Source organism: Sphingopyxis sp. H053, from assembly GCF_001468225.1.
Taxonomy (GTDB): domain Bacteria; phylum Pseudomonadota; class Alphaproteobacteria; order Sphingomonadales; family Sphingomonadaceae; genus Sphingopyxis.
On the sequence record NZ_LNRU01000005.1, the window covers coordinates 40,590 to 62,814 of the forward strand.

Annotated in this window: 31 protein-coding genes and 1 pseudogene; 12 read left to right on the top strand and 20 right to left on the bottom strand. The window is 61.7% G+C overall.

The window, feature by feature from the left end; translation table 11 throughout:
• From ATE70_RS10495 to ATE70_RS10525, 7 genes are all read right to left on the bottom strand, one after another.
• Nucleotides 1-255: a hypothetical protein gene (locus ATE70_RS10495; protein ID WP_058537894.1), complete on the bottom strand. Its 255-nt coding sequence runs from the start codon at nt 253-255 to the stop codon at nt 1-3.
• Nucleotides 255-1,079: a DsbC family protein gene (locus tag ATE70_RS10500; RefSeq protein WP_443028780.1), complete on the bottom strand. Its 825-nt coding sequence runs from the start codon at nt 1,077-1,079 to the stop codon at nt 255-257. The genes ATE70_RS10495 and ATE70_RS10500 overlap by 1 nt, the downstream gene beginning before the upstream one ends.
• Before the next feature lie 14 nt (nt 1,080-1,093).
• Entirely contained in the window at nt 1,094-2,419 is a 1,326-nt protein-coding gene (locus ATE70_RS10505; RefSeq protein ID WP_058537896.1) for a TraB/VirB10 family protein, read from the bottom strand.
• Nucleotides 2,420-2,421: 2 nt separating this feature from the next.
• Nucleotides 2,422-3,213 carry a type-F conjugative transfer system secretin TraK gene (locus tag ATE70_RS10510; RefSeq protein ID WP_231732824.1) on the bottom strand — a complete coding sequence of 264 codons (792 nt, stop codon included), beginning with the start codon at nt 3,211-3,213 and terminating at the stop codon, nt 2,422-2,424.
• Nucleotides 3,214-3,224: 11 nt separating this feature from the next.
• Nucleotides 3,225-3,824, bottom strand: coding sequence for a type IV conjugative transfer system protein TraE (locus tag ATE70_RS10515; RefSeq protein ID WP_058537898.1), 600 nt, complete (start codon nt 3,822-3,824; stop codon nt 3,225-3,227).
• Nucleotides 3,825-3,827: 3 nt separating this feature from the next.
• Nucleotides 3,828-4,112 (bottom strand): type IV conjugative transfer system protein TraL, encoded by a 285-nt coding sequence (gene traL, locus ATE70_RS10520; RefSeq protein WP_058537899.1) that lies wholly within the window; start codon nt 4,110-4,112, stop codon nt 3,828-3,830.
• Between the two features lie 61 nt (nt 4,113-4,173).
• Entirely contained in the window at nt 4,174-4,491 is a 318-nt protein-coding gene (locus ATE70_RS10525) for a TrbC/VirB2 family protein (RefSeq protein ID WP_443028781.1), read from the bottom strand.
• A gap of 305 nt (nt 4,492-4,796) precedes the next feature.
• On the opposite strand from ATE70_RS10525, the gene ATE70_RS24820 reads away from it, so the two are divergent.
• The 3 genes from ATE70_RS24820 to ATE70_RS10535 all read left to right on the top strand — a co-directional run bounded on the left by ATE70_RS24820 (nt 4,797) and on the right by ATE70_RS10535 (nt 6,605).
• Nucleotides 4,797-5,153 (top strand): hypothetical protein, encoded by a 357-nt coding sequence (locus ATE70_RS24820; protein ID WP_156419784.1) that lies wholly within the window; start codon nt 4,797-4,799, stop codon nt 5,151-5,153.
• A 124-nt stretch (nt 5,154-5,277) separates the two neighbouring features.
• Nucleotides 5,278-5,715, top strand: a complete 438-nt coding sequence (locus ATE70_RS10530) for a helix-turn-helix domain-containing protein (protein ID WP_058537900.1) — start codon at nt 5,278-5,280, stop codon at nt 5,713-5,715.
• 92 nt (nt 5,716-5,807) lie between these two features.
• Complete coding sequence (locus ATE70_RS10535; RefSeq protein ID WP_231732825.1) at nt 5,808-6,605, top strand: lytic transglycosylase domain-containing protein; 798 nt, start codon at nt 5,808-5,810, stop codon at nt 6,603-6,605.
• Nucleotides 6,606-6,767: 162 nt separating this feature from the next.
• On the opposite strand, the gene ATE70_RS25170 is transcribed toward ATE70_RS10535, so the two are convergent.
• The gene (locus tag ATE70_RS25170) at nt 6,768-6,932 is read right to left on the bottom strand and encodes a hypothetical protein (RefSeq protein ID WP_197411437.1); all 165 of its coding nucleotides are present in this window, start codon (nt 6,930-6,932) and stop codon (nt 6,768-6,770) included.
• Between ATE70_RS25170 and ATE70_RS25825 the strand changes: the two genes are divergently transcribed.
• Nucleotides 6,900-7,379, top strand: coding sequence for a hypothetical protein (locus tag ATE70_RS25825; protein WP_231740069.1), 480 nt, complete (start codon nt 6,900-6,902; stop codon nt 7,377-7,379). The genes ATE70_RS25170 and ATE70_RS25825 overlap by 33 nt on opposite strands.
• A 1-nt stretch (nt 7,380) precedes the next feature.
• Here the strand turns inward: ATE70_RS25825 and ATE70_RS10540 are convergent, their stop codons facing one another.
• The 4 genes from ATE70_RS10540 to ATE70_RS10550 all read right to left on the bottom strand — a co-directional run bounded on the left by ATE70_RS10540 (nt 7,381) and on the right by ATE70_RS10550 (nt 9,604).
• Complete coding sequence (locus ATE70_RS10540) at nt 7,381-7,803, bottom strand: type II toxin-antitoxin system VapC family toxin (RefSeq protein WP_058537902.1); 423 nt, start codon at nt 7,801-7,803, stop codon at nt 7,381-7,383.
• Nucleotides 7,800-8,054 carry a FitA-like ribbon-helix-helix domain-containing protein gene (locus ATE70_RS10545; protein ID WP_058537903.1) on the bottom strand — a complete coding sequence of 85 codons (255 nt, stop codon included), beginning with the start codon at nt 8,052-8,054 and terminating at the stop codon, nt 7,800-7,802. Before ATE70_RS10545 ends, ATE70_RS10540 begins: the two co-directional genes overlap by 4 nt.
• Nucleotides 8,055-8,154: 100 nt before the next feature.
• Nucleotides 8,155-8,601 (bottom strand): hypothetical protein, encoded by a 447-nt coding sequence (locus ATE70_RS25175; RefSeq protein ID WP_197411438.1) that lies wholly within the window; start codon nt 8,599-8,601, stop codon nt 8,155-8,157.
• Nucleotide 8,602: 1 nt separating this feature from the next.
• The gene (locus tag ATE70_RS10550) at nt 8,603-9,604 is read right to left on the bottom strand and encodes a GSU2403 family nucleotidyltransferase fold protein (RefSeq protein ID WP_082658297.1); all 1,002 of its coding nucleotides are present in this window, start codon (nt 9,602-9,604) and stop codon (nt 8,603-8,605) included.
• A 209-nt stretch (nt 9,605-9,813) separates the two neighbouring features.
• Here ATE70_RS10550 and ATE70_RS25750 point away from each other — a divergent pair.
• Nucleotides 9,814-9,987, top strand: a pseudogene (locus tag ATE70_RS25750) (tyrosine-type recombinase/integrase); the annotation flags it as partial.
• Here ATE70_RS25750 and ATE70_RS25755 read toward each other — a convergent pair.
• Nucleotides 9,913-10,413 (bottom strand): hypothetical protein, encoded by a 501-nt coding sequence (locus ATE70_RS25755; RefSeq protein ID WP_058537905.1) that lies wholly within the window; start codon nt 10,411-10,413, stop codon nt 9,913-9,915. The pseudogene ATE70_RS25750 and the gene ATE70_RS25755 overlap by 75 nt on opposite strands.
• Here ATE70_RS25755 and ATE70_RS24825 point away from each other — a divergent pair.
• A complete protein-coding gene (locus tag ATE70_RS24825; RefSeq protein WP_156419811.1) occupies nt 10,400-10,546 on the top strand; it encodes a DUF5990 family protein in 147 nt (48 codons plus the stop codon). The genes ATE70_RS25755 and ATE70_RS24825 overlap by 14 nt on opposite strands.
• 126 nt (nt 10,547-10,672) lie before the next feature.
• Here ATE70_RS24825 and ATE70_RS10560 read toward each other — a convergent pair whose 3' ends face one another.
• Nucleotides 10,673-11,119 carry a MerR family transcriptional regulator gene (locus ATE70_RS10560; protein ID WP_231732658.1) on the bottom strand — a complete coding sequence of 149 codons (447 nt, stop codon included), beginning with the start codon at nt 11,117-11,119 and terminating at the stop codon, nt 10,673-10,675.
• Between the two features lie 74 nt (nt 11,120-11,193).
• On the opposite strand from ATE70_RS10560, the gene ATE70_RS10565 reads away from it, so the two are divergent.
• The 5 genes from ATE70_RS10565 (at nt 11,194) to hutC (ending at nt 14,749) form a co-directional block, all read left to right on the top strand.
• Entirely contained in the window at nt 11,194-11,565 is a 372-nt protein-coding gene (locus ATE70_RS10565) for a mercuric transporter MerT family protein (protein ID WP_058537906.1), read from the top strand.
• Nucleotides 11,566-11,579: 14 nt separating this feature from the next.
• On the top strand, nt 11,580-11,861 hold the full coding sequence (merP, locus tag ATE70_RS10570; RefSeq protein WP_058538206.1) for a mercury resistance system periplasmic binding protein MerP: 282 nt from the start codon (nt 11,580-11,582) through the stop codon (nt 11,859-11,861).
• A 10-nt stretch (nt 11,862-11,871) separates the two neighbouring features.
• Nucleotides 11,872-13,311 carry a mercury(II) reductase gene (gene merA, locus ATE70_RS10575; RefSeq protein WP_058537907.1) on the top strand — a complete coding sequence of 480 codons (1,440 nt, stop codon included), beginning with the start codon at nt 11,872-11,874 and terminating at the stop codon, nt 13,309-13,311.
• A 33-nt stretch (nt 13,312-13,344) separates the two neighbouring features.
• Nucleotides 13,345-13,761, top strand: a complete 417-nt coding sequence (locus ATE70_RS10580) for a hypothetical protein (protein WP_058537908.1) — start codon at nt 13,345-13,347, stop codon at nt 13,759-13,761.
• A 190-nt stretch (nt 13,762-13,951) separates the two neighbouring features.
• Nucleotides 13,952-14,749, top strand: a complete 798-nt coding sequence (gene hutC / locus ATE70_RS10585) for a histidine utilization repressor (protein ID WP_082640045.1) — start codon at nt 13,952-13,954, stop codon at nt 14,747-14,749.
• Nucleotides 14,750-14,753: 4 nt separating this feature from the next.
• Here the strand turns inward: hutC and ATE70_RS10590 are convergent, their stop codons facing one another.
• The 5 genes from ATE70_RS10590 to ATE70_RS10610 all read right to left on the bottom strand — a co-directional run bounded on the left by ATE70_RS10590 (nt 14,754) and on the right by ATE70_RS10610 (nt 21,240).
• Entirely contained in the window at nt 14,754-15,383 is a 630-nt protein-coding gene (locus tag ATE70_RS10590; RefSeq protein WP_231732657.1) for a hypothetical protein, read from the bottom strand.
• Between the two features lie 99 nt (nt 15,384-15,482).
• The gene (locus ATE70_RS10595; RefSeq protein ID WP_001389365.1) at nt 15,483-16,247 is read right to left on the bottom strand and encodes an IS6-like element IS6100 family transposase; all 765 of its coding nucleotides are present in this window, start codon (nt 16,245-16,247) and stop codon (nt 15,483-15,485) included.
• A 69-nt stretch (nt 16,248-16,316) separates the two neighbouring features.
• The gene (locus tag ATE70_RS10600) at nt 16,317-16,919 is read right to left on the bottom strand and encodes a CDP-alcohol phosphatidyltransferase family protein (protein WP_058537910.1); all 603 of its coding nucleotides are present in this window, start codon (nt 16,917-16,919) and stop codon (nt 16,317-16,319) included.
• Nucleotides 16,920-16,923: 4 nt separating this feature from the next.
• Nucleotides 16,924-18,189, bottom strand: a complete 1,266-nt coding sequence (locus tag ATE70_RS10605) for a NupC/NupG family nucleoside CNT transporter (protein ID WP_058537911.1) — start codon at nt 18,187-18,189, stop codon at nt 16,924-16,926.
• 15 nt (nt 18,190-18,204) lie between these two features.
• Complete coding sequence (locus tag ATE70_RS10610) at nt 18,205-21,240, bottom strand: TonB-dependent receptor (RefSeq protein ID WP_058537912.1); 3,036 nt, start codon at nt 21,238-21,240, stop codon at nt 18,205-18,207.
• Between the two features lie 162 nt (nt 21,241-21,402).
• Between ATE70_RS10610 and ATE70_RS10615 the strand changes: the two genes are divergently transcribed.
• Nucleotides 21,403-21,789, top strand: coding sequence for a TlpA family protein disulfide reductase (locus ATE70_RS10615; protein ID WP_058537913.1), 387 nt, complete (start codon nt 21,403-21,405; stop codon nt 21,787-21,789).
• Here the strand turns inward: ATE70_RS10615 and ATE70_RS10620 are convergent.
• Nucleotides 21,786-22,211: a hypothetical protein gene (locus tag ATE70_RS10620; protein ID WP_058537914.1), complete on the bottom strand. Its 426-nt coding sequence runs from the start codon at nt 22,209-22,211 to the stop codon at nt 21,786-21,788. The two genes, ATE70_RS10615 and ATE70_RS10620, sit on opposite strands and share 4 nt — an antisense overlap.
• Nucleotides 22,212-22,225 lie beyond the last annotated feature (14 nt).

A 22,225-nucleotide genomic window follows, 5' to 3' on the forward strand; every position in this document is an offset into this window, starting at 1 on the left:
TCAGCTCCTGTTGCTATTGATGGCAAGGGTGCGGCGGCGCTTCAGGCGAAGGGAGAACAGCGCTTCGCCGCCAAATGTGGCGCCGAGGACCAGCATCATGCAGATCGACAAGGATTTGATCAGCGCAAAGAGCAACGCGTAACGCCCCGCTACACCGAATTCAGTCAATCCGGCGCTGGCGACAACCGCCGCGCCCGCGAGGCCCACAAAGAAGAGGGTAAAGAGCCCCGCTTCTGCGCGATCAATACGCTCCATCACTTCGCTCCCTTGAGCCAAGTTTCCAGAACAGCGCGCGGGCGATAGCCTTCAAGCACGGTGCCATCAGATCGCACCAGGACGGGCGTCCCGCTGAAGCCATGTGCGCGCGCGAAATTCTCATTCGCATCAAGGCCACTTGTGTCGCAGGTCGCCGGGGCAACTTCCGCACCGGCATATGCGGCGCGCAGCGCGCGGGGTTTATCCTTCGCGCAGTAAACGCGATTGGAGAGATCGCGGGTGCCCAGCGTCGAAATCGGACGCTCGATCACACGCACGTTCATCTGTTCGAGCTCATTCGCGAGCGCGCGGCAGAACCCGCAATGCAAATCGGTGAAGATCGTCACGGGCGCGCCCGACGGGTTGCCCCACACGATGGCGCCAGTAGCGGGGAGCTTGGATAGGTCGACCTTTTGCGCGGCTGCCGGCGGAGGCGCGGCACGGCTCGGGCCCGCCGCATTGGCGAGCTGCGCCACTGGCGTTTCTTCTTCCTCGACGCCCGCTTTCGCCGCACCGCCAAGAAGCATATCGGGGTTCATCTCGAGCAGCTTCGCCGCTGTCAGATCCTGCCGCGATTCCATATCGTAGACGCGGCCGACGATGAGATAACGTGCGCTGCCGTCGACATAGAACAGCGTCTTGCCCGCAACGACCTCACAGAGCCCAGCCACCTTGTCGCAATCGATCGCCGAGACCTGTGTCTTCGGAAGCCGCGCTTTCAGGAGAGCGGAAACACGGGTCGGTTCGAGACGGTCGGCGGCATAGACGGCGGTTGCCGCCCCGCCAAAAGCCACCATCGCGAGCAATGCTACCTTGAGCTTCATCTTACGCCCTTTCATCAGTTGCGCACGAACGCGCCGTCGAGGAAGACGATTTCCACCTCGACGCCCGTCGGCATTTCGATCACCGGCTGATATTGTTCGGCCCGTTCGATCAGGTACTGGGAGAGCATGTCGCCGGCTTGGCTCACGCCCTCGCCGATGCCGCCCTTGGCGATGTCGCCGGTCGAGAGCTTCTGGCGCTCCCCATTGACGATCGTCGTGCCGCCCGAGAGAAAACCCGTCGAATTGGCCGAAAAGCCCCGACCGATTCCGCCCACAAGGCCAGCCATGAACGCCTGCATCGTGAGACTGCCTTCGCGGCTGACCACACGGCCGCGAACGCCCGTCTTGCCGCCGAACGCGATGAAGCCTTTGACCTCTGTCTCAGCGTAGCGACCGCCCGGTTGCGGACAGGTCATTTTGGCGAGTTTGACATAAACCTTCTCCGAAGAGAGATCCCCGCGCGCTGCGCCATTGACGAGGCATCCATCGATCCGCGTCGTCAACACCTTGCCATTCTGCGCGACCGAGCGCGCGGGGCCAACGATGCGCAGCACAACCGGGAGAGGGTCGGATTGCGACTGCACGTTGGAAGCTGCATCGACGCCAACGATCACCCGCGCTTTCGCGTAGCTGTTCGCGGGCAGGTAATTCGGGCTGTCGGATACGAACATGTTTCCGCTCGCCGGGGCCTTTGCCGCGCCACCGGTCGACGCCGGCGTGGCCGCAAAGCTGATCACCTTGAGCTCGCGCCGCGATTGAGCGGCAGCGGCAGCCGCACCAGCAACGGAGTCATACGCAGCCGGGCCACCGGGGCCGTATAACGCGGTAGGTCCCGCGCCTGGTCGTGGACCCGATTGCGCCGCCGCTAGCTGCTCTTTCAACGAGCGATTCTCATCATCGTAGGCCGAGAGAACGCGGGTCCCCTCAGATGCCATATTCGAGTTTTCGGATTTCAAAGCATCGATCTGCGCCTGCATTTGCTCGAGCTGATCGCCCTGCCCCGACATTCGGCGAATCTGGTTATCTTGCTGCGTCAGCCGGTTTTCCGACATTGACAGCCATTCTTTCTCGGACAGATTCCGCGCCGCGAGATCATCTGTCGAAACCTTGATGTTTTGCGACGCGATCTCGCTCGCCTGACCGGGCGTCTCGGAGTTGCCGGTGAAGAACAGCCAGTAGCCTGCTCCGGTCAGCAACAAGCCGCCGACGCCGAAAAGCAGCATCCGCTGCCGCTTTTCGACGCCTTCATTGACGGAAAGGCTGGAGCCCTCCGGAACCGCGGGCGCAGCGGTGGCACCGCGCGGAGACCCGCCTTTGAAGAATGAAGGCAAACCTACCATTTTTAGCTCCCCTGCTTTCGGGCGACGACGTAAGCCGACGTCGCCTGACGCGGCGCGAGTTTCGGATTGGCGATCGACACGGCAAGTGCGTCCGCCGGCGCGATGCGCGCCTCAGAGATTTCAATGGGTGCGGCGGAGCTGTTCTCGATCCGCACGATGCGGCCGACGACATCCTGCCCTTCATATTCTGCCACGAGCTGGACGGTCAGTTCGCCGGCCTGCACGGGAACAAGCGCGGATCGGCGCATCCGGTAACCCGGAACGACCTCCTGCGATGCCATCGCCTGAATAAGGCGAACGGCCGTCTCATCGGCATCGGGCGCCTCAACGTCGGAATCGTCTGGCGTTTCGACCTTAGCGAGCGCAACTGGATTGGACACGAATATCTGCTGTGCCTCGATTGCCTCAATCCGGCAGCCGAATTTGTAGACATAGCCCTTCTTCGTGGTGCCGAAGAAGGACAGGATCTTGGGGCGGAAGCCTTCCGGGACCGAAAGATAAATATCACCCCGGGTCGGCTCGTTGACGACTGAGAAATCGTCCAACGGGTTCGTCGGCTGCACCTTCGACACACTGGCGAATTCGTCACCGATCAGACTGATGCGGGTCAGATCCTTCTCTGATGCCACACAGGCAACGCGGGAGTTATCTTCGACCATAACGGTTTCGTCCGCATATGCATTTTGCGAAACCATCAGCGCGGCGCCGATCAAGCCGACGCCGAAAATGCGGTGGAGCCTGTCGATCGAGCGCGCTGAAATCAGCACACCGCCGGCGCCGAGTGCCACGGGCATGAGAACCTCCATCATAGGGGTGCCGGGGCGGGGGCGCTGAGCGTCACCTCGCCATCCGGCTTATTCGGGACGACGGCGCCGAAGCCGATGAGACGCAACTCCACGCCGGTGTAGGTCCACTCAAAGCGAAACGTCCGCTTGACCGAACCGACAACTTGGCGGCCGACAACGGTATTGAGCGTGCCGGTAGCCTCCGACGTCAGTCCCTGCGTGTCGACACGCAGACCTTCGAGTGCGAAATATTGCGAGACGCTCGAACCGCGCTGGTCGTTGACGATCTTGAGAAGATCGCCCTTGATGCGGCCATAAGCCGACGGATGGACGATCTTCAGGACCGATTCCAACCAATAGTCGAGGCTCGAAGGGCTGCGGTTCAGCATCAAGACCGACGCATCTCGCGTGACAAGCTCGAGATACTCGCGACTAACACCCGAGCTGCTCAGTTCAACCTGTCGGGTAAGCACGGGCTGCAAGACAATCTCGCGGTCCCGCGCCGACGCGGCGATCAAAGAAAAAATGGTGACTATGGCGAGCCCGGTGCTCGCGATTACCAGCATGTTGCGCTGCTTCAGGACGCGCTGCGCCTGCGCCTGGCTAAATCCAGCTTCCATCGCTCACCCCGCCATCAATCGAAGATAAGAAGGCGGAACGGCTCGGATCCCCATCACCCCACTAGGGAAATACCAATAGGCCATATGGATAAGCCAAGAACCAGCACGTCCCGCTTTTGCCTTTCGCAAGACCCACCAACCCAAGATTCCGAAACATATGCCCCAGATGATATGCTGAACGAGGATACCCATCACGAAAGGCCCGGCCATTGCGACGAATTCGTCGATGGTCCAGAGCCCGATCCGTTCGGGTTCGTCCAGTCTCCCCGGAATTACATAGCGATCCATAACCGCCCCGCCCTATTGTCCGAATTCAGCGCGCGTGGTGCGCAAACCCGGACCGTCCAGATCAGATAATTGCCGTCACGGTTGAGGTGACGATCGGAACGCCCGTGCCGACGCCGATGCCGACGCCGACGGGGAGTGCGATCTGGCCCAGGCTGAACCGGCCCGAGGCCATGCCGACGAGGCCGAGCGCGAGCGAGATAATCGTGATGATCTTTCCGCCCGAACCTTCGAGGAACGCGGTGAACTTCGTGAACGCGGTATCGAAGGTCGTGTCGGTGCCGGCGAAAGCCGGACCAGCAAGCACGACGAACGCAAGGAATGCTGCCGCCGCCAGAAGCGGAAGGTTTTCCTTGCGGAACAGCCCCCGGTTCTTGGACATGGTTATGGTTTGCATGGTTCATTTCCCATCTGTTTATCGGCGTCCCAAAGGGGGCGCCGATCGCATGGGGCAGACGGCGGCCTAGGGCTGTCAACAGAAAAGCAATAAACTTACGAGAATAACATTCAAAATGGTCCTAATAGAACCAGAATGATTGATTCGTTGAAAATGTATGTCGCATTTTTGCGACGGGCTGGAGAATTTCTTCGCCCTTTTGTCGGCATGACGCGACGGTTTCAGCTATGGTATAAGGGCACCTCAGCTGCTCTTGCGCGCACCCTCAGGACATCGAGGGTGGTAATTATATGAGAAAATCGCGCGTCTCAATTCAGTATAAAGTCAGTGACGTTTTCCTGAAAAGCCTTGCGCTCGCGATATACCAGCTCACTATATCCGAAAAAGACGTAAAAACCCTTTGCCAGATATTCGAATATGTTGTGAAGCATAGACGGCAGAGATTAGAATCTTTTACTGTCAAGGATCTAATTTTCTACGCGAACAAGGATGATTTGCGGGGCGACATACTCGTTTCTATTCATCTTGATAAATCGACCAACGACATTCTCAGCGCCGCGCGCTACCGCCTCGCGGCACGCGCCGGGCGCGTCGTCTCCAACATCGAGATGCATCGCCTCGCGTTCTCGGCAATCACCGGAGAATAAATCTCTCCGACTAAAGCCCTCTAATGTTGACATTTTAATTTCGGTCCTTTGTGCTTGGCCCGGGATCGCGATTTTTCAATCGAAAGTCATAAAAATATGAGACGCGCCAAGCGAGGATCGGGTCATGAATGTGATAGATTTGTACGCCGACTTATATCGACACGAGGCGACGAGGCAGCAATTGTCTTCAAGGCAGCTCGCCGCCAAGCTTAATGCCCATCATTCTGGAATTTGCTCCTTCCTCAAGGCGCGTTCGATTCCCAAGCAGGACCGGCTCGATGAAATTGCCGAAGCGCTCGGCATAGATCACGTTCGGGCATTCCTAGCAGTCGAGATTTTTGAATCCGTTGAGGCTTATAATGAGCCTGCCACCAAATTGCTGGCCCTGTTCATTCCCTGGTTGGCCGACACCCTCTCTTCAGACGACTGCCAACTCGATGACGATCTGCGAGATTGGGAAGCGAATTCGTTGTTCGAAAAGATACGTCATCTTATCATCGAACTTCTCGGACCCCGGTCGCGATTCAAGCAGCCGTTTCTCAGTTTCCGTGGTGCGCGATAAGCATGGATCTCCGCTCTTTCATTTTGCCATTGCTAGCTGCAGTGGCGATCCACTCACCGGCGCACGCCACTTCGCCGCCCCCGGTAAGGCAAGTGGCTCTTCTCGATTTCACCGCGACCAAGCCAATCCCGCGCGCCGACGAGCCTGAGGGCGCACGCGGGCTGAAGAGCGGCATGCTCCTCGATTTTCAACAGATGCGATCCGAGACTATTCCGTGTCCAGTGACCTTTGCGGCAGATATCTCCGATGGGACAGGCATCGTGCGTTCGATACGTGTTCCCGGTTGGATGCGAGCTGGCCAAGATACTAGCCGGTTTGCGAGCCTTGCGCTCGATCTGCCCGCAATCGGCAATTGCGCTCCGAAGCCATATCTGTCTTCCGGCCTCCTCGGCCGAACCGCCGAAGAACGCCGGCGCCTTCTTTATCCTCTCGTCCAGCGCGCGGCCTGCGAGGCCGGCTTACCGATTGGACTCATGGACGCCATGCTGATCCAGGAGAGCCGCTACAACCCGATGGCCTTGAGTCCCAAGGGCGCCTTCGGCTTGGGCCAATTAATGCCCGGCACGGCGAAGCAACTCGGCGTCGATCGCTACAGTCTTCACGGAAATCTCCGCGGAGCCGCGCGCTATCTCAGCTGGCAACTGCGCGAGTTCGGCCGCGTCGATTTAGCCCTGGCTGCATATAATGCGGGTCCTGGTCGCGTCCGCTCGTTGCGCCGTGTGCCTAGGATAGTCGAGACTCAAAACTATGTGAGCAGCATCCTCACCAATTGGCACGCCATTGAAGCCCGTCATCCTCGGTTGGAACCGGCAAGGGGAGGGCTCCTGCCGGTGCGGACTGTGTGGCTTGCCGATTTCCAGCGAAGCTGGAATGGTGGCGCCAGAAAATAATAGAACAATTATGAGTGCTGCATATAGTTGGCGGCGCGAGGCCGTCGTTCACCTCGCATTGACCGTGTTCTCCATATCGAGGCTCCTGCGTTTCGCTCGCAATGTGACGCCCATCTGGTGATGTCTCCCGTGACACTTTACCAGTATTGGCGGGGTAAAGTGTCACAGGTGAAAAAAACCGCTGCTTGGCGAAAATAGGGGATTCACACGGGACTCGCGGCTGCTAAGATTCGTGTTATGTTCTATCAGCCAAACCTGTTCGAACCACCAGTCTGTGTAGCCGATAGGTTTGGCATGCCCGGATTGATCGAACGCATCGCCGCTCATTCCCGCCGACCGCGCTACGCATTCATGGTGCTCAATTTGATCGCGAAGGCGGCAGGGGAGGGGAAGAGCGCCGGTCCATATGTCAATGACGGTCCATCCAGTGTGCCACTACGCGATTGGCTTTGCGATGCGCTTGTCCCTATGGCGCAAAGGGATGCACGGCGACGTGTGATTGTGGAGGAGGTTCGTGCCAATCTTCAGCGACGAGGTGAGCTTCCCGCGGACGCCGCCGAGGCGGAACGACAGCTGGGCGAAGAGGTGCGCGCCAGGGTGCGGAACTCGGGTCGGTGCAATGTGAGCCGTGCAGTATCGGATCTGGTCCGCGCAGGCCTCCTACGCCGGCACTATCAAGGCTATCGCGTCGACCACTTTCATCGTGGAGCACAGCGGGAGGCCGTCTACACGATCACTGATGAAGCGGCGCTCGCGCTAGGTCGCAGCGGATAGGTTATTGGTCGTGGCTCCATGGATCGATGACGGGAAGACCAGCGGCTGCGAACGCGCTGATATCACGCGATGCCACAGCAAATCCGCATGATGCAGCGGTTGCGGCAATGTAGCCGTCTGGGGTCGGAAAGCCTTTCCCGGCAGCGCGAGCCAATACGGCGAGACTGGCATGGTGGCGAGCGGCTGCCGTGTCAAATGGCAGAATGCGGCCTTCGAAAATCTCAAGGACTCCGTCGATGGCCTTCGCCAGCCCATCTTTGCGTCGACCCTGGGGAAGGGCGCCGATCCCGAACAGCAACTCCGCGACTGTTACGCTGGAGAGATAGAGTGTCTCCGCGACTTGCTCGTCGAGCCATGCCTGTACCGCCATATTCGGCTCGGGTTTGATCGCCTCTGAAATGACGTTGGTGTCGAGGACGATCATTCAAAGCTCATGGGCACGGCCGCCGCGGGGTCCCGGTTGGCACTCATCGCTTCCAGATCGGCATTGGTGAGCCCGATCTTGCGGCTGCGCTGCGATAGAAGGGAGCCGATAAGCAGGCGGCCCTGCGCGCGCACGGCCGTTTCAAGGATTTCGCGCATTTCCGCCTCGGTGCTGCGTCCGTGGTGGGCAGCTCGAACCTTCAACGCCCGGTGGGTTGCTTCCGGCAAATTTCGAATTGTAACGGCGGGCATAAATCAAAACCTCTAATGCGTTTGCATTGATATCAATATGCATCTTCTGATAGCAAATCGCAAGTACGCGTGTAGCCGATACCCGGTGGGGTGGGCGGTCTCATCCTCCAGTTCGCAGCGGCGCATGGCGGACGAATTCGCCCGCCGACCGAATGACAAGGCGGTTGATGCGAGTGCGACGAACGAATTTTAGCGGGCATCGGCAACCCATGACGAGAAACGACGACGATGGCGGGTACGCAGATTTGTTGGTGGTCAACTTCTCGCCGCGTGAGTCTCGGTATGGGTCAACACTATCATCGAAAGCGCCCGAATGATAATATGCGCCATGGCCTATGAGCTTGACGATATCAAAGCGCAGAGCGACTGCCCGGTCTGTGGATGCGTTTTCAATGTCACCTACAAAACCCTGCGGCTTCGACGAACAATCGAATGTCAGGGCTGTGGAGAAACCGTCAGGCCAATTGACGAAACGCCGATTGGGAAGATTCAGGCTCTGATCGACGAAGCAAACACGGCTGCATAGATTCTCGCGATAGGTGGTCACGTCACCAATCGGACTTGCGTTGTGCGAATGTATTTTTCTGCCAGTTGTCGAAACAGCCCTGCAATTCGGAAGGGATCGCCGCCTCGAATGCCGCGTCGAGCGGATAATGGGGCATGGCTTCGGCGACAGCATCGAGCAGCGCCAGCCCCTGCTTGCGGTCTTTCGGGCGTTTGAGAGGATTGCGCTTCGCCTGCTGCGACATCCAGAGTTTGTGTAGCGCAAACCATCGAGGGTCCGGTGCGACGATCCGGGCGGGAGACCCGTCGCGGCAGCCGATTACCTGATCGACCGGTCGGCCGAGCAACAGCCATTCCTGCTCTGGCAAAGGTATCGGCCGCGGTTGATCGCGTCCGCTCAGCGTTCCCGCGCGAGACGGGGCCACGAGCAGTTCGACCTCATAGGCCCGGGCGTTCCGCGCCTGGAAATCACGCTCGCTGTTGATCGTGAAGGTCGGGTCGACAGCCTTTAGCATCTGCCAGACAGTCTGTTCGGAAGCTTCTTGTTCCGTGGCGATCCAGGCCAGATCGAAGTCCTCCGTTTCATCGGGCAGGAGAATGAAGCCGTTAGCCTCGATCATATAGGCTGCGATGGCGTTGGTGCCGACAACGACAAGGTGCGTGCCAAGGAGATCACGGCGATCGCATTCGCGAAGGATGGGACCGGCATCGCTGGAAAGCAGGGGCAGGCGCAGCGCCCGGTAGAGGGCCGCGCTTTCCGCAAGATTGGATTGCAGAATTGAGCCGCGTTCTTTGAGTTCGGTCTTTTTCTCGCGATATGCTTTGAGCTCGGCTTCGCGCGTCGCGTCCATATTTCCGAGGGATTTCCCGTTCCCACTGCGATCGAAAATCTGGTACAAATACTCGTACTTGCCAACGGTTTTACGGCGCAAATCGTAAGGCAAGGCCGTCCGCTCGCGTTCGATAGCGATCCAGGCCTCATATCGTTGCCGGAGGTTGACGAGCAGTCGGGATTGCTCGTCAGTGAAGGCGCGTACGGTATGCATGAGGATTTATCCCACAATTTTTAAAATACGTCAAATGTGGGATAAATACATATCCGATAACAAACATTATGTTAATAGCGATACCGCAACTGCCTATGTCAACTGTGTCCAGTGTGGCAGGGAAAGGCTTGCGGTCACGGGGTAATTTCAACAGTGCGACCGTGTCCACTTCGTCCTCCACGACGCCCTGGCACGCTGCGCGTATCGAAATGCCCGGCGGTCGCCGGTCGTGGACGGTATTGGATGATCGGGGCGATATCGTCGAGTGTCTTCGTTATAGGATCGTTCATCTCGAACAAACTCACGCATCACCGAATACCATCCGGGCCTATGTTCGCCACGTTGCCGACTTCGCCAATTTCCTGAGCGCGAACGGCGCTGGTCTTTCGGACGCCACCGTGCCGCTCTACGACAGCCTCCTGGCCTGGCGGCTCGCCCGGCGAAAAGATGCTTTGCCCAGCCCGAAGTTGATCCTGCTGCGAAAGCCTGAGGTCCGCATGCTGGCTCCGGCGACGCGCAACCAGATCCAGCTCGCGATCAAGTCGTTCTATCGGTTCCTCAACGGAACCGACGACTTCGCCATCAACACGGTCGAGGTCGCCAAGTTCCACGACGGTCACCGCCTCTACAGGCCGTTCCTCGAGCGCATCAGCCAGCGCCGGACGACGCGTCGCAAGGACCGCTATCTGTCTGGCGACACCGGCCGGGTCCAGCAGCAGGTGCTCAAAAAGCGGCTGACGCCAACCGAGGTGCTGCGGCTGATCGAGGCCTGCGGCCTCGCTCGGGCTGCGCCGAATGAAGATCGACATTCACGACATCGAGCAGGATCTGCTCGATCGCGCCGCGCGTGGCGGCACCATCGAAATACGGGTGATCGGCACCGGCAAGGATGGCACGCCCGCCTGCGCGACGACGCGGCCGATCGATCGGCGGCTCGCCTAGCAACAGGCCCGGATCCGTGGCGTCCGCAATCGGTCCGCCCGCTTGCGGCGAGAGCTCGTCACGCGTCGCTGTTGATCACGGATCAAAGCCCTTGCTCCCGATCGTCCCCGCAGTCAGTGAGGGGTTCTAACCGCCCGCGGATGGATCGAACGCGCCGAACAATGTCTCGAGTAGTGGACACTCGGGGGTATTCCCATCGGCGCATCGGACGACGGTTCTGGCAAGCACCGCTTCCATCGCCTGGAGATCGGCAATCTTCTCGCGGATGTCCGCCAAATGAACGACGGCGACCTCGCGCGCTTCGGCACAGGGACGTTCGCGGTCTTCGGTCAGTTGCAGCAGCGCGCGTATCTCGTCGAGCGTGAAGCCCAGCTCCCGAGCCCGGCGGACAAAGCCGAGCCGCATGAGATGGCCATGACCATAGAGCCGGTGACCGCCTTCGCTGCGCGCCGGCAAGGGAAGCAGGCCGATCTTCTCATAATATCGGATCGTTTCGATGTTGCACCCCGTGCGCTGCGACATGACGCCGATTGGCAGCCGCGGCGCGGTGTCCTGCAGATTTTTCCGATCCACGCTGAAATTCCTCTTGAACCTGTAGGGACTACAGGTCCTATCTAGGGGCTGTATATTGATTCGGAGAACAGAAAATGACCCAGCCGGAAACGGTTTCCAAACGCGGTACGTGGGTTGCGATTGCCGGAGGAAGTCTCGGCGCGCTCGGCGCGGCCTCATGTTGCATCTTGCCGCTGGTGCTCTTCACACTGGGCGTCAGCGGTGCGTGGATCGGCAACCTGACCGCGCTCGGCGCCTACCAGCCTATCTTCTTGGGCGTGGCCGTCGCCTTTCTCGCCGCCGGGTTCTGGCGCGTCTACCGCCGGCCGCGGGCGGCCTGCGCCGAAGGCGAATGCGGGACACCGTCCTCAAACCGCTTGGCGAAGACGGCCTTGTGGCTCGCAACGGTGCTGATCGGACTCGCCGTCCTCTTCCCCTATCTCGCACCCCTATTCCTCGAAGTTTGAACAAGGAGACCATGATGAAAAAGCTTGCCCTGATCGTGACTGCCGCGGCGCTGTTCGTATCCGGCCCGGCCTTTGCCGCAATCCGGACCGTCACCCTGGCCGTCGAAAACATGACCTGCGTCACCTGCGGCCCGATCGTCAAAAAGAGCCTGTCGCGCGTGCCGGGCGTGACCGCGGTCGAAGTCTCGACCGAGGCCCATACCGCGACGGTCACCTATGACGACGCCAAGACGAACACCAAGGCGTTGATCGCGGCGACCACCAACGCCGGCTACCCATCGCAAGTTCGCAAGTGAAAGTCAGATCATGAGTGATTGCTGCAATTCGGTCGGTCACCCTGATGACAAGGCGTACGATCTTGTGGTCGTCGGCGGTGGGTCGGCAGGCTTCTCGGCGGCGATCACCGCAGCCGAACAAGGCGCCCAGGTCGCCGTTATCGGGGCCGGCACCATCGGCGGGACCTGCGTCAATGTTGGTTGCGTTCCTTCCAAGGCGCTCATCCGCGCCGTCGAGAGCATTCACCACGCCAATGCGGCGCCTATGCGGTTCAAGGGCATCGAGGCCCGGGCGGCTATCGCCGATTGGAGCCAAGTGGTCGCCGAAAAGGACAGGCTCGTCGCGGACCTTCGTCAGGCGAAATATGCCGACCTGCTGCCCCTCTACAACAACATCGCCTATCACGAGGGCACGGCGCGCCTTGTCGAAAACGGTGTTGAATCAGGCGGAAAGCTATTCACATCCGAACGGATCGTAATCGCGACTGGCACGCGTCCGGCGATGCCGGCCATCCCGGGCCTTGCGGATGTCGATCCGCTCGACAGCACCGCCGCGCTCGACCTGACCGAGCTGCCCAAATCGATGATCGTCCTCGGTGGCGGCTATGTGGGTGTCGAACTCGCCCAGATGTTTTCCCGCGCCGGTGTCAAGGTAACGCTCGTTTTCCGCAGTCGCCTTCTGCCCGAAATGGAACCCGAGATTGGTGCCGCGCTGACCGACTATCTTTCGAGCGAGGGCATCGCCGTCCATGGGACGCTTGCGTATCAGTCCGTCCGCAAGACGGCGGAAGGGGACGCAGCGCTCACGGTGCTGCGCGACGGGGTTTCCGAAACCATCGTCGCGGAGCGCCTTCTCGTCGCGACGGGTCGCACGCCGAATGTCGAAGATCTTGGCCTCACGGAGGCGGGCGTGGCACAAACGCCCAGCGGCGCCATCCTCGTCGATGATCATATGCGGACCTCGATGCGCGGCGTTTATGCCGCCGGCGACGTGACGGGGCGCGACCAGTTTGTCTACATGGCGGCCTATGGTGCAAAGATCGCTGCGAAAAACGCCCTCAACGGCGACAGTCTGCGCTACGACAATTCGGCCATGCCCGCGGTGGTGTTCAGCGATCCGCAGGTTGCCAGTGTCGGCCTCACCGAAGCGCAGGCCATAGCGGCGGGGCATAAAGCCCGAACCTCGATCCTTCCGCTCGAGAATGTCCCGCGCGCGCTCGCGGCCCGCGACACGCGTGGTCTGATCAAGCTGGTCGCCGATGGCTCCACCCGCAAGTTGCTGGGCGCCCACATCTTGGCGCCCGAAGGGGCGGACAGCATCCAGACCGCTGCGATGGCGATCCGTTGCGGCCTCACGATCGACGATTTGGCAGGGATGATTTTCCCCTATCTGACAACTGTCGAAGGCCTGAAACTCGCGGCGCAGACGTTTGACCGGGACGTGAAGCGATTATCCTGCTGTGCGGGCTAGATTCGCCCGGGCGCGTCGTCGCAGCGCGCGAGAATGAGCCGACCGCGCGATTTCGATCCCGGCAAGGATGCCGGGGACTGGTCCGGGAACTGGCGCACCCTCCTTATGCTGTGGGGCTTTCCAGGATTGGCCATGCTCGGCGCCTTGGGGCTGGACCCGACGCCGCGCGCAGTCGTCTGGACTGTCATGTTGAGCGTGATGGGATTGGCCTGCATCGTTAATTCCCGCAGGTGCGGCCGGACGCATTGCCGGTTCACAGGGCCTTTCCTGATCGTGATGGCCATTCTGGTCATAGGTTTTGCGATCGGGTGGCTGCCCCTCGGCCGATTTGGCTGGCCGATACTCGGCGCTACAAGTTTTGCCGGTTTCTTCGCCTTGTGGTGGGGCAGCGAGCGAATTTGGGGCTTGTTTTTGCCTGAGAGGGACAGCGACGCTCCGGCTGGCCGATAGGATTGGGTAAGGCGGGATAGCTGGCGGGAGGCACGACACAAGGCGTGGGCGAACTCCAAAAGAGCGCTCGATTGGACGCGACTAGCAGACGATCCCGCAGCGGCGGAAGAACCGTCTAGGCCCTCTACAACATTCGATTATTCCCGACGATCGGTTGGAATTCGACGCCGGGTAGCTGTATAGACGGCTGATGGATATTATTTCACGCAGGGCGGCCCTGGCGGCAAAGAATTCGGGCCGATCGGATGGCCGGCAAAGCCGCCACGCCGAGACAGAAGACCAAACGCCGCCGCGCTATGCAGCCATCAAGCAGAGCATTTGCGATGCCGTCCGGGACGGGCATTTGAAGCCGGGAGACCGTGTCCCGTCGGAATCCGAGCTGGTCAAACAATTCGACGTCTCGCGCATGACCGCGAACAGGGCGCTACGCGAGCTTCAGGCCGCCGGCGTTCTCGTCCGGCGAGCCGGCAGCGGCTCGTTTATTGCCGAGCCGAAACCGATCGGCCATATGATCGAGATACGGAACATTGCCGACGAAATTCGCGGACGCGGTCATGACTACCGGGCCCGGGTCGTCCAGAATCTCGAGGAGAAGGCCGGCGCGGAAACCGCCGCGCTGCTGGAGGTGCCGGTGGGCACGAAAATCTTCCATTCGATCATCGTTCACCACGAGGCCGAGTTCCCGATCCAGCTCGAAGAGCGGTTCGTACTTGCGTCCGCCGCGCCGGATTATGGCACGCTAGATTTTACGCAGCTCACGCCCAACGAATATTTGACGCGCACCGCGCCGCTCGAGCGGGTCGAACACCGCGTCCGCGCGGAAATGCCCGACGCGCGCACGCGCGGCATGCTTGGTCTCAACGAGGGGGAACCGGTTCTGCGCATGACGCGGCGGACCTGGAGCAACGGTCGGCTGGTGTCGCACGCCTGGCTCTCCCATCCCGGCACGCGCTTCGAGCTTTCCGCCGCCTTTTCGGTCGACGACTGACGCGTCAGGCCGTGCTGCGGGTAACGACGGGCTTGCGGCGACGGCGCAGCCAGCGAAAATCGGCGCGGCTGAAGCTTTTGAAGAGCAGATAGAAACCGGTCCCCGAAAGCCACAGCGCCCCGAAAGCGACGAAGATGATCAACGGGTGGTTGAAGCTCTTCCGGTTCACATAATCCATGTTGTGGAGCATCCAGAAGAAATCCCAGGTCCGCCAGGTATCGCCGCGCATCACGAGGAAGCGCGCCGTGTCGAGCGAGACATAGGCGCTGCTATTCTCGGCGTCGGCAAAGTCGACGCGCCACATCGCACCTTCATGGTCGCGTGATTCCAGGTTTGGCTTCGCAATCACGCTCACCTTGCGGATTGGTGCCTCGTTCATCATCGACGCGACTTCGCGGGCCATGCCCTCATCGACGCGAATATCCTCGCCGCTCGTAGCATCGACCAGCCGCACGCCCTTGGTGGTGCGGAGTTCGTAGATCGGTCGGACGCCAAGATCGCGCAAAACCACCCCGGTGACGGGCTCACCGCGCGGCAGGCCGGCGATGTCGAAATACTCTCCCGCGGGTAAGGCATGCGCATGCGACATGCCGCCGCCGTGACCGCCGACCTTGTCCTTGTCGAGCAGCGCCATCACCGAACCGCTGAGCGCCCAGAGCAGGAACTGGAGACCCAGGATGGCTCTGTTGCAAAGATTGGCGGCAGTCAGAGGTAGGCTGTCGCTCTGCGCCGATCAGGCGGCTGCTGCGAAATGGTGGTTGAGCATGCCCATGGCCTCCGTCAGCGCCGAGGGCCCAATGCCAAAAGCTCTCTCCACAAGGCGCACCTCGCCCCTGATGCCGGGCTGCAGGCACCAGGGGCGAGCCTGTCCTTTGCGCAGGGCTCGCATGACTTCGAATCCCTTGATCGTGGCATAGGCCGTGGGGATCGATTTGAAACCGCGCACCGGCTTGATCAGTATCTTGAGCTTTCCGTGATCGGCCTCGATCACGTTATTGAGATACTTCACCTGCCGGTGGGCCGTCTCCCGGTCCAGCTTTCCTTCGCGCTTCAATTCGGTGATCGCTGCACCATAGCTCGGCGCTTTGTCGGTATTGAGCGTGGCAGGCTTTTCCCAGTGCTTCAGGCCTCGCAGGGCCTTGCCCAGGAACCGCTTCGCTGCCTTGGCGCTGCGGGTCGGCGACAGGTAGAAATCGATCGTGTCGCCCCGCTTGTCGACTGCCCGGTACAGGTAGGTCCACTTGCCCCGCACCTTGACGTAGGTTTCATCCAGGCGCCAGCTCGGATCAAAGCCACGCCGCCAGAACCAGCGCAGCCGCTTCTCCATCTCCGGGGCGTAGCACTGGACCCAGCGATAGATCGTCGTATGGTCGACCGAAATGCCGCGTTCCGCCAGCATTTCCTCAAGGTCGCGATAGCTGATCGGATAGCGACAATACCAGCGCACCGCCCACAGGATCACATCACCCTGGAAATGGCGCCACTTGAAATCCGTCATCGTTCCGTCCGTCCAATCTCCGCCAAGCATGCTCAAGCTTCACGATTTTTGCAACAGAGCCCTATTTTCCTAACGAAACATGCGCCAGGCGGTCACCGATCGCTGAACGACAGTGATCAGGCAAAGCGCGGCGTAAATTGCGGCGATCGGGAGAAAATGCTGGGGCATCAGGCACATCAGCACGAAGCAGGCGATCGTCTCCGCCCCCTCAGCGAGGCCGGTGCTGTAGAAAAAACTCTTACGGCCATGCGCCGCAGTCTCGACGCCGCGTTTCGCGGCGAGCGTCGCATAGGCAAGAAAGCTTGTACCGGTGAGCGCGAAGGCCGCGACCAGCAGCAAGGCAGCGAAGCTGTTGTGCGGCGTCGCCACCGCAAACCCTACCGGGACCGCGACATAGAAGACGAAATCGGCGACGATATCGAGATAGCCGCCGAAATCAGTCAACCCTGTCGCGCGCGCGACCGCGCCATCGAGCCCGTCGAGCAGGCGATTGAGGAGAATAAGCGCGAGCCCTGCCGCGTAAAGGCCGTCGGCGATGGCCGCCGCGGCCGCGAGTCCCGCGAACATGCCGGCAAGGGTCACCGCATCGGCGCCAATCCCCCAGGCGGCGAGCCGGCGTCCCGCCGCATTCAGCGGCGGATCGATCAGGGGACGAAGACGCGCATCGAACATCGCTTTACGCCCAGGTCACGAGGCCGATGACCGCCCCGGTCATCGCCGATGCCATATTGCCTGCGACCCAGCTTTTCATCCCGAGCTCGGCGACATCGCGGCGGCGGGCCGGCGCCAATGTCGCGACGGTCGATACCAGGAGGCCGACGCTCGCGAGATTGGCGACCCCGCTAAGCGCGTAGGTTGTGATCAGCAGGCTGCGCGGATCGAGCGTTCCCGCGGGCATGGCGGCAAGGCCGAGATAGGCCACATATTCGTTGAGAATCGCCTTGGTCCCCATCAGCCCGCCCGCAGCAGGCGCCTGATCCCAGGGAACGCCGATCGCCCACATTACTGGCGCAAACAGCCAGCCGAACAGGCGCTGGAGCGTCAGCGGCGCCCCATTGGCGGGCGGCAGCAGCGCGAGCAGCTGGTCGGCAAGATTGACGAGCGCGAAAACGACGATGATGATACCGATCACCGCGAGGACGAGCTGAACGCCCTCCATCGTGCCGCGGATGACCGCGTCCATGCTGCTCTCGTAGGCAAGGTCGGGCTCGGCGGCATCGGCGCCCGGCGATCCGTCGCCCGGCACCATGATCCGCGCGACCAGCACCGCGGCGGGAAGCGAAATGAGGGACGCGACGATCATGTGGCCGACCGCGTTCGGCACCGTCTTCGCCAGGGTTGTCGCATACAGGATGAGGATCGCGCCCGAGATCGTCGCCATGATCATCACCATGATCATGAACAGTTCGGCGCGGCTCATCCGGTCGAACCAGGCGCGCAGCACAAGCGGCGATTCGACGACGCCGAGGAAGATGGTGGCGCCTCCGCCAAGGCCGACGACCCCGCTGACCCCAAGCGTCTTGCGCAGCGCCCATGACAGCCCGCGAACCAGCGCGCGCAGCACGCCCCAGTGCCAGAGCAACGCCGAGATCGCCGAAAAGACGATGATCAGTGGCAGGATCTGGAAGGCGATCACGACCGGCGGCTCGGCGCCGGGCTTGAGCAGGAACGGAATCGGGGCGCCGCCGGTATAGCCGAACATATAGCTAGACCCGACGAGCGTCGCTTTCTCGATCGCCGCCACCGCGCCATTGGCAAAACCGACAAGGGTCCAGACGAAGGGGATGTGGGTCACCGCGAAGGCGATGGCGAGCTGGAGCAGCAGCGCGCCGCCGATCCAGCGCCAACCGGGCCGGGCGCGGCGATCCTCGGAGAGGAGCCAGGCCAGCAGCAGGATCGCCGTCAGGCCGACAAGTCCCTGCAGGTTTGCGAGCCACGCCATCCGCCTATTCCTCCCCTAGAATTTCCATGCCGCGCCGAACTGGAACTGGCGCGGCGGCCCGGCATTGCGCTGCACGAATGGTGCCCCGCCTCCGAACTGCACCTGATTGGACGTTGTCGCGGCATTCGCAAAGCCCGATTCATTGTTGGCGTTGAACAGGTTGAAGACATCGGCGCTGAGTTCGATCCGGCCGTCAAAGGCCGGGACCGCATAGCGAACCCCGACATCGACCGTCGCCGACCAGGGCAAGCGCGCCGAATTGCGCGCGGCGCCGGGATAGCGGTCCGAGTTGCCGACAAAATTCTCGCCGAACGAGGCGCCGTCGCCGTTGAGATCCTGCGTCCCGAAGATCCGCGCGTCGGGGACGAGGTTCACCGGCTGGCCGGACTGGAAAAGACCGGCGACGCTCAATGTCAGACCCTCAAGCGGATAAAGATAGCCAACCGCCGAAATGACGTGGCGGCGGTCGTTGGCCGACGGTCCCCATTCGGCCGAGAAGTCATTCGAATTGGAGGCCCGGAAGTTGATGTCGTCGGTATCGTTGCTGAGCTTCGACAAAGTATAAGATAAGCGGAACGCGTAGGCATCGCTGCCGCGTGCCTTGGCGAGCTGCAGGATCAGCGCCTTATATTCGGACTCGCCCGCCGTTTCCGACACGGTGATTTGGCGCGTCCCGCCAGGCACGAGCGCCACGGGACGGGTCGCGTCGGCGGTCGCCTGCGAGCGAACAAGACCGAGCGCCTCGGCGAGCGCGAACCGCGCCGCATTGTCAGCCTGCGCCCGCAGCAACGCGATATTGGCGTCGGTCAGATTGGCGAGATTGGGCGTGAAGGGCGCGGGCGCGTTGAGGTCGCGGAGCCGGGCGAGATTGTGCGTGCGGCTATAGATGACGTCGGCGCTCAGGGTCAGCGTGTCGTTCGCCTGATATTGATAGCCGCCGCTCAGCTGGAGACTCCACGGGCTGCGATAACCGGTCGGGCTGAGGATGCGCGCTTCGCCAAGGGTCGCGGTCCCGCGCAACGCCTGAACCTCCGCGGGGGTTGGGCAGGCCGAGACCGTCGCACAGGGCGGGGACACGCCAAGATTACCGTCGAAGGTCAATGCGGACAGATTGGTACCCGCCGGAATCAAGCCTTGCGCCTGCAGTGACCCCAGCTGGGTCAGGAAGCCCGCCGAGGTTGTATTGCGCTGGAGCGCGTCCGAAATCACGGCATAGGAGAGTTTGCCGGTGAAGATGCCCGCGCCGAAGCGCAATGTTGAGCGCGCATCGGGCCGGTAGTTGAGCGCAAAGCGCGGCGCGACATTGTCATAATCGCCGCCGCCGCCGCCCTTGGCGGTCAGGCTGTCATAGTCCCAGCGCACGCCAAAGGTCGCGGTGAGGCGCGGCGACAATTGCCACTCATCCTCGACATAGAAGGCGATTTGGGTCTGACCGGTGCCGAAAGACTGCGGTCTGAGCTCGACCGAATAATTGGCGACCGCGGGATCGAGCGCGAGGACATCGTCCGCCGAAAGCGCGAGCCCCTGTCCACCCGCTGTAAGCCCGGCAAGCTGGGCAGCGGTGAGATCGACGGTGTAGTTGCCGTCGGGATTGCCGCCCCCGAGCAGCGAAAAATTGGAATGGATGAGGTCCGCGCCGAAACGCAAGCGATGGTTGCCGAGCCGCCGCTGCAAGCGGTGCGTCGTCTGCCAGCTCTCCTCGACATCGTCGAAGACAAAACCCGGGTGGCCGACGACGCCGACCGTAAGCCCGCTCGGATCGCGGATGGCGACCTGCGGCCCCGCGGGCCCTTTCGGCTTGCCGTAATTCCAGCGGAAGCGGCTGAACTGGAGCGCGCCGTCATAGCTCCAGACATCGCCCGAATAGCTCGCGGTCGCCGCAACCAGGGTCGAGAAGCGGTCCTGGTCCGACCCCGCCGACGGAAAGATGACGTTGCCACCGCCGAGCGCCCCGCCGGGGCGATCGATGGTAACGCGGCCGACATTGGCGCGCAGCCCAACCGTCCAGTCGTCGGTCAGGCGGTGATCGAACCGCACCGATCCGAGGTAGAATTGGTTGTTGCCGGTCACATTGGCAACGGTGCCGAGCGCAGGAGCATCGACGATCTGGACGTTGCGATCGCGCGTATATTCGAAATTGGCGTAAAAGAAGGTGCGGTCGCGCGCGATTGGTCCGCCAAGGCTCGCACCGGCCTGATAGCGCTCGAAGCTCTCACCGACCGCGTTGCCCGAAAGGTCGCGGCGCGGAAAGGGCGAGCGGGCATCGAACGGACGCCCCGGCCGTACCAGCGCATAGACTTCGCCATGATAATCATTGGTGCCCGATGGCGTCGTATAGTTGACAATGCCGTTGGCGGTGCGGCCATAGGCCGCCGAATAGCTGTTCGCGAGCACGGTCACTTCGCGCGTGAAGCCGAGCGGCACCGGAAACTTGATCCCGCCGAGGAAATTCTCGTTATTGTCGAGCCCGTCGATCAGATAATTGGTGTCGAGGCCGTTCGAGCCGTTGATCGAGATCGACGGCGCTTCGGGGAAGAAGCCGGTTGACGGGACGACGCCCGGGAGCCGGACCAGCGCGCCGAGCACGTCGCGCCCCTCGATCGGCAGCGCGGCAAGCTCCTCTTCGCCGAGCGATGCCGACACCTCGGCGTTGACGCTGTTGAGCGCGGTGATGCCGCGCTTGCCGGTGACGACGATCGCGGTCCCGGCGGGGGCAAGCCGCAACGTCACGCTGCTCGAAAAATTGGCACGTAACGAAAGGCGCGCGGGCTCCCCTGACTCAAAGCGCTCGTTTGCCAGCGCCGACACGCGATATTCGCCGGCCGTGGTCAGTCCTTCGATCCGCGCCAGTCCCTGCGCGTCGCTTCGCACAATGCGGCGCAAGCCGATGCCCGGGTTCTCGACCAGCACGTCGATATCCGCCAATGGGCGCCCGTCGTCGGCGACCACGGCAATCTGGATGCCGGCCTGCTGTGCGGCGGCAGGCAGCGCAAAGCCGATTGCAAGAACCGATGCGGCGGCACCGGCCGTGAGACGCGGGAAAAGGGTCAAGTTTCACTCCATGGACAAGGCGCCGTTGCGCATTTTTCTGATTGTTCGCCCCTTGGTCGCCGTGCGGCGCCATTCCTTACAGTCGCTGCAATGCCGATTTGGGGCGACGTCCTGTAACCGGCGCGCGGTCCCGGGCGTATTGATGACGAAGGAGATGCGTATATGGCGCCCATCTGGCCCGCGCTTGGAATTCTGCTCGCCGCAACCCCGGGCGCCGTGAGCGCGGCTTCCGCAAGCCCCACGGCCTTCGACGCGGTCCGATTCACCGAGGCGCAACGCGAAGGACGAACCATCGTCGTCGAAACCTATGCGCCCTGGTGCCTGCCATGCCGCGTGCGCGGCCCCGTCCTGTCGGGGCTGCTGCAGCGCGAACGGTACCGCGACACCCTCTTCTTTAGCATCAGCGAAAAGACGGCCGATGCCGATTGGAAACGGATCGGCGCGAAGCGCTATGGCATGCTCCACATTTACAAAGGCTCGCTGCGCGTCGCGGCAAGCGCCGCGACGCGCGAGGACGAGATTGTGGCGATGCTCGAACGCGCCCGCTAGCCGCGCCGCGCCAGCATGCGATCGAGCGCAATCCGGTCTTCGTCGCGAAAAGCGAGCAGCACGAGGGTCGCGCCGGCGACCGCGAGGGAGGGAAAGAAAAGGACCTGGCTGCTCTCACGATCGAGGAGCCAGAGACCGAGGGGGTCGAGCAGATATTTCCATATCGACAGCGCCCCCGTCACCAGAATGACCGCTTGCGCTGTATAGGCGAAGCGGCGGAACAGCCCGAGAATTGTGAGCAATCCGACGACCAGCAGGATCGCGCCCCAGACGAGCTGGATCGTATCGCTGGCGCCAAGCCCGGCATAATATTTGACGCTGACGCCCGCGCCCTTGTCGGGGCTGGCGAGGCGGATCATGCCCCACACGACGAGCAGCAATCCGGTTCCGATCCGGAGCAAGAGCAGCGATTGGGCTTTCATCGGTCGTCCTTCTT